General features: G+C 61.2%; 5 protein-coding genes. 3 read left to right on the plus strand and 2 right to left on the minus strand.

The genetic code is table 11. The features are described 5' to 3' along the window. The coding region (locus tag B2344_RS09930; RefSeq protein ID WP_290485137.1) for a 2,3-bisphosphoglycerate-dependent phosphoglycerate mutase at positions 1-509 on the minus strand (509 nt) is incomplete at its 3' end. A gap of 55 nt (positions 510-564) precedes the next feature. Beyond that, positions 565-1707 (minus strand): AGE family epimerase/isomerase, encoded by a 1143-nt coding sequence (locus B2344_RS09935; protein WP_290485138.1) that lies wholly within the window; start codon positions 1705-1707, stop codon positions 565-567. 132 nt (positions 1708-1839) lie between these two features. Here B2344_RS09935 and B2344_RS09940 point away from each other — a divergent pair, with 132 nt between their 5' ends. The 3 genes from B2344_RS09940 to B2344_RS09950 all read left to right on the plus strand — a co-directional run bounded on the left by B2344_RS09940 (position 1840) and on the right by B2344_RS09950 (position 5414). After that, on the plus strand, positions 1840-2421 hold the full coding sequence (locus B2344_RS09940) for a hypothetical protein (RefSeq protein WP_290485139.1): 582 nt from the start codon (positions 1840-1842) through the stop codon (positions 2419-2421). A gap of 197 nt (positions 2422-2618) precedes the next feature. Further along, on the plus strand, positions 2619-4715 hold the full coding sequence (locus B2344_RS09945; RefSeq protein WP_290485140.1) for a prolyl oligopeptidase family serine peptidase: 2097 nt from the start codon (positions 2619-2621) through the stop codon (positions 4713-4715). Between the two features lie 108 nt (positions 4716-4823). Continuing rightward, positions 4824-5414 (plus strand): GNAT family N-acetyltransferase, encoded by a 591-nt coding sequence (locus tag B2344_RS09950; RefSeq protein WP_290485141.1) that lies wholly within the window; start codon positions 4824-4826, stop codon positions 5412-5414. The last annotated feature ends 39 nt before the right edge of the window (positions 5415-5453 follow it).

Here is a 5453-nt window from a genome sequence, read left to right on the forward strand (position 1 = left end):
GACTTCAGGACCGGCGTGATCGCCTCTTCCCAATAGGGCAGGACGCGTTCCAGCGTCAGCTTCAGGCTTTCGGTGTTGGGAATGTCGATACCCTTGTAACGCGGGTCGGCCGAGAGATCGAACTCGCTGCCGGCCTCAAGGGGCGGCGGCGGGATGTCATAGGAGCGGCGCCAGATATGGACCTGCTCGTCGCCATGCTTGGCCGCGGTCTCGGCCTTGTCGAGCCCGGTCAGGCCGCCATAGTGGCGCTCATTGAGGCGCCAATGCTTGGTCACGGGCAGCCAGACGCGGTCCATTTCCGTCAGCGCCAGCCAGAGCGTGCGAATGGCGCGCGTCTGGACGCTGGTAAAGGCGGCGCGGAAATCGGCATCGCACGCCTTGAGCAAGTCGCCGGATTTCTTTGCTTCGGCTTCGCCCTTCTCGGTCAGGTCGGCGTCCCACCAGCCAGTGAACCGGTTTTGCAAATTCCATTCGGACTGGCCGTGGCGGACGAGAGCTAGTCTGGGCATGAATATTTCCTTCTTGATCAGTTCCGGGCCCTTTTCGGGGCAAAAACGCCGCGGTTCAAGCGTCCATGACGCGGATCAGCTCTGAAAAGGCGAGCGCCACATGATATCCGGTCGAGGCGGGCATGGTGGTCGAGACGATATGACCATCGCCATCATACTGTTCGATCCAGCCGCCTTCGGGCGTCAGATGCTCGTCCATCAATATGTCGAAGCTCTGGCAGGCGGCCGCGGCGATGGCGTCATCATTGGTCATTTCCAACATGACGAGATGGGCTTTCAGCGCTTCCGATTGCGACCAGCTGCGCCGGCCGGCATCGTGCGGGATACCCTCCCGGCTGACTTCCAGCAGGGCGCGGCCATCCTCGTCCAGCGTGCTGGCGGCAAAGCTGTAGAGACGGCCAGCGATTGGCGCCATGGGCTCGCCGATGGCTTCCGCATAGGTGTTGAGCAACCAGACCCATTCGAATTGATGGCCGGGCTCCACGATCCGGGCGGCGTCGCCCGGACCTTCGCTCCAGTCCGGGGCGAAGACTTCGCCCAGCAGGCCGCCGGGTCCGGCGGTGAATTTCTCGTGAAACAGAGTGATGAGGTGGGTGGCCCGCGCGAGATGGCCGCCTTCAGGGTCTGCCCGGTGCAGGGCGAGACTGGCTTCCAGCAGGTGCATATGCGGATTTTGAGAGCGGCGTGAGGGGGGCGGCAGGGTTTCGGCATACCCGCCATTCGTCCGGTCCTTCAGGCGTCGGTCCAGCGCGTCAAGCAAGGCGCGCGCCGACGCAATCGCACCGCTGCCATCTTCCAGTGCCTGGCTGGAGACGGCGAGCGCATAGAGCGTAAAGGCGAGATCGTAGAGGTCCGGCCTATCATCGGCGAAGCCGCTGGCATCCGCCTTGATGCTATGGCCGACGAGGCCATCTTCCCGGCGGGCAAGGCCGCTCAAGGTGCGCACGCCCTGTTCCACCAGATCGCGGGCGGTGTCGGGTTTCCAGCCTAGCAGGGCGGCCTGTGCGAAGACAAAGGTTTGCCGAGCCTGGACACGTACGCGTGTGAACTCTTCCGCCACAGGCATATGGTCGAGGGACAACATTTCACGAAACAGGCCGGATTCACTGATGCCGCGCTCGCTCCAGAGCGGGAAACAGGCTTCGAACAGCCAGTGGCGCGCCTCCTTGGCCCGGCGCCGCAATGCCGATTTCGACATGGAACTCGCCCCCGTTAATTGCATGCAAGACGGCGTCTACGGCTCGCCAAACCGTTCGGCTTCCTGCTAACAGGAGTGCCAGTCCTTGGCTAGCGGCTCCCACCGCCGAACTGTGAAAGAGTTCCCCCATTCATGAAAGACCGGATATTCTTCCCTCTGGCCCTTCTGCTTGCCTTGGGCATGGTCATGCTTGCCATCTGGCCGGCCATTGGCCGCCTGCCGGATGGGGCAGTGACGGGGGACGGGTCCAATTATGACCTCATCACGGTTGAGGGGGAATTCCTGAACAAGGTGTTGGCGGGCGGAGACGCGATAACCGAACTCGCGCGCGACAGCGACGGTGACTATTTGCTCTATATCGAAGCGCAGGCAGGCCTGCTGGGGCCGGACGCGGAAGAGGGGCCACATTTCCGGCTCGCCAGCGACCTTGAAGTCCAGTTCTCCGGACACCGCATCCGGTGCACGGTCCGCATGCGGCCGGCTGACCAGAAGGGCGCGATGCAGGCCAAGGTAAACTATTCGGTTGGCCGAGACGGAGATTCGGGCTGGCAGGTCTTTGATCTTGCCCAGGGGTTCGAGGATTTCAGTTTCGAATATGTCGTGCCTGACCATATCGGCGATCAGGGATTTGACTATTTCGCCATCCGGCCGGTCGTGCCTGAAAAGTCGCGCGCGCTGCTGGTGGAACGCATCACTTTTGAACGGGTTGGATAATTTCCCAGCATGCCATTGTGCCACCTTCCGGGGCAGGATTTGGTCAATTAGGGTGACAGGGCTGGAATTGTTTTTCGTCCAGACCAGTTAACCCATGAAGACTTACCGATACCGGAGAGACCATGCACAAATATTTCGCTCCGCTCAGCCTCCTCGCCCTTGTGGCCTGCGGAACCCAAGCCTCAATGGAGACCCCCTTGGCAGACACAATTCCTTCTTCGCACGCCTCGGACGCCGCAGCCGAGGATCCGTATCTCTGGCTGGAAGATGTTGAAGGCGACGCGGCGCTCAGCTGGGTGCGGGGCCAGAATGAGCGCTCTCTTGCCGAACTTCAGGCCGACCAGAATTATGCGGTCTACGAGAAGGCGGCTGTTGAAGCGCTGACCTCGGCGGAGCGTATTCCTTACGGCACGATCCGCGAGGGCATGGTCTACAATTTCTGGCAGGATGACACGCATGTTCGCGGCCTGTGGCGCCGCACATCGCTGGAAAGCTATGCGACCGACGCCCCGGAATGGGAAATTGTGCTCGACTTTGACCAGCTGGCCGAGACCGAAGGCAAGAACTGGGTCTACAAGGGGGCCGACTGTTTCCGCCCGAAGGGCAGCGATGCCGGCTACAAATGCATGGTGTCCCTGTCGAATGGCGGCAAGGACGCCGTCATTCGGCGCGAATTCGACCTGTCGACAAAGCAATTCGTCGAAGACGGGTTCGTGACGCCGGAAGCCAAGCAGGGCGGCGCCTGGGCCAGCCCGGACACGTTGTTGATCGCGACCGATTGGGGCGAGGGCACGCTGACGGCATCGGGCTATCCCTTCATCGTAAAGCGCTGGGAGCGCGGCGCGCCTCTGGAGTCGGCTGAAGAGTTGATCCGCGGCGAGGCCAAAGATGTTGGCGTCTGGCCGATGGCTCTGGAACTGGAGGACGGGCGTATCCTGCAGGGCGCTGCGCAGGCCGACACTTTCTTCACGACGCGCTATTGGTGGTTCCCGGAAGGCGAGACTGATCCGGTCCGGTGGCCCATCCCGCCGAAATCCTCTCCGGAAGGCGTCTATCAGGGACAATTGCTGGTCTCGTTGCAGGAAGACTGGGCCCCGGCAGGACAGGCCGTTTCATTCAAGTCCGGCGATCTGGTTGCGTTCAATGTCGATGCCTTCATGGAAACCCGCGAATTGCCGCCTGTTTCCCTCGTCTTCCATCCGAGCGAAACGCAGGCCCTGGAAGGCGTGTCCATCGCCAAGGGCGCGCTGCTGCTGGGCGTTAGCGATACGGCCGTTGGCAAGGTGATGCGGGCCGAGGCTGGGGATGCTGGCTGGACGCTCGAAGCCGTAGCGCTGCCGGGTACGGGACAGGCGAACATCGCCTTTGCGAGTGATGAGGAAGAAACGGTCTTCATCAATTACGAAGACTTCCTGACGCCGGATTCGCTGCTCTCCTACAATGCGGCGACTGGAGACGTCACAACACTGAAAAGCCTGCCGCCGAAATTCGACGCCACCGGCCTGAAAGTGACGCAGCATTTCGCGACGTCGAAAGACGGGACGCGCGTTCCCTACTTCCTCGTCAGCAAGGCTGATTTGCCGCTCGACGGCACCACGCCGACGCTTCTCTACGGCTATGGCGGCTTCCAGGTGTCACTGAACCCCTCCTACAGCCCGGTTACGGGCCGGCTCTGGCTCGAAAAAGGCGGCGCCTATGTGCTCGCCAATATCCGGGGCGGCGGCGAATTCGGCCCGGAATGGCATCAGGCCGGCCTGAAGCAAAACCGCCAGCGTATCTATGACGACTTCATCTCGGTCGGCGAAGATCTCGTTGCGCGGGGCGTTACCTCGCCGAAGCATCTTGGCATCATGGGCGGCTCGAATGGCGGCCTGCTGATGGGCGTCATGCTGAACCAGCGGCCAGATCTCTGGAATGCGGTCGTTGTTCAGGTGCCGCTGCTCGACATGATGCGCTACCATCTGTTGCTCGCAGGGGCCTCATGGGTCGATGAGTATGGCTCACCAGACGTGGCGGAAGAGCGCGATTTCCTCGAGACCATCTCGCCCTACCAGAATTTCGATGCCACGCGGGACTATCCAGTGCCCTTCTTCGTGACCTCGACCAAGGATGATCGGGTCCATCCCGGTCATGCCCGCAAGATGGCGGCGAAGTTCGAGGCCGCTGGCCTGCCCTTCTACTATTATGAGAATATTGATGGCGGTCACTCGGCAGCGGCGAACCAGAAGGAGCGTGCCAAGCGCTCGGCGCTGGAATTCACCTATCTGACGCGGCAATTGTTCGGCATGAAATGAGCAACATAAGTTCCTTTTTGAAACTATATAAAAGTTTTAAAAAGGAACTTATAAGTCCGGGTATGGTTTTGCTTGCCATGCCCGGCCTCTGGCCTAATGATTTGAAATATGAACCTCGCTGACCCGGCCCCGGAAAATGATGTGGTTCGCCTCGACACGCTCACGGCGGAACACAAGGAGGTCGTGCTTGCGACCGGGATAGCCGAATCCATGTGGCAATGGATGCCGGTCATGCCGACCGGCACCAGCCTTGAGGCCTATATGGACCATAGCCTGGACATGAAGGCGACCGAGACCTTCTATCCCTTCTATGTTGTCGACAAGGCGACGGGAGAGTTTGCGGGCCTCGCTGCGTTCGAACGGGTCTCCCGCACGCACCGGCGGCTCGAAATCGGGTTTGTCTGGCATCCGAAGAAGTATCGCGGCACCGCGATTGTGCCGGCGACCCAGCTTGCCTTGCTTACCCGCGCCCATGCCGCCCGCTTCCGCCGGATCTCCTATTTCGTGCCGGAACAGAATGATCGCGCGATCCGCGCCTTTTCCAAGATGGGCGCCCAGCGCGAAGGGCTGATCCGCAATTACATGCGCACCGCCGGGGGCACATGGGCGAATATGGTTGTCCTCAGCCTTGTTGGAGAGGAGATCAAGGCTGCGATCAGCCTGTTGCGTGACCAGGTACGCGCGCTGCAACTCGCTTGACGCATGGGCCCCCGCGTGCTTTAGGCGCGCCAACATCTG

The organism is Hyphomonas sp. UBA3195, from assembly GCF_002366485.1.
Lineage (GTDB): Bacteria > Pseudomonadota > Alphaproteobacteria > Caulobacterales > Hyphomonadaceae > Hyphomonas.

Bases quoted from the DNA above. Each gene is read 5' to 3' on its own strand.
- B2344_RS09935 (WP_290485138.1), bottom strand. From the start codon at position 1,707: ATGTCGAAATCGGCATTGCGGCGCCGGGCCAAGGAGGCGCGCCACTGG.
- B2344_RS09940 (WP_290485139.1), top strand. From the start codon at position 1,840: ATGAAAGACCGGATATTCTTCCCTCTGGCCCTTCTGCTTGCCTTGGGC.
- B2344_RS09950 (WP_290485141.1), top strand. From the start codon at position 4,824: ATGAACCTCGCTGACCCGGCCCCGGAAAATGATGTGGTTCGCCTCGAC.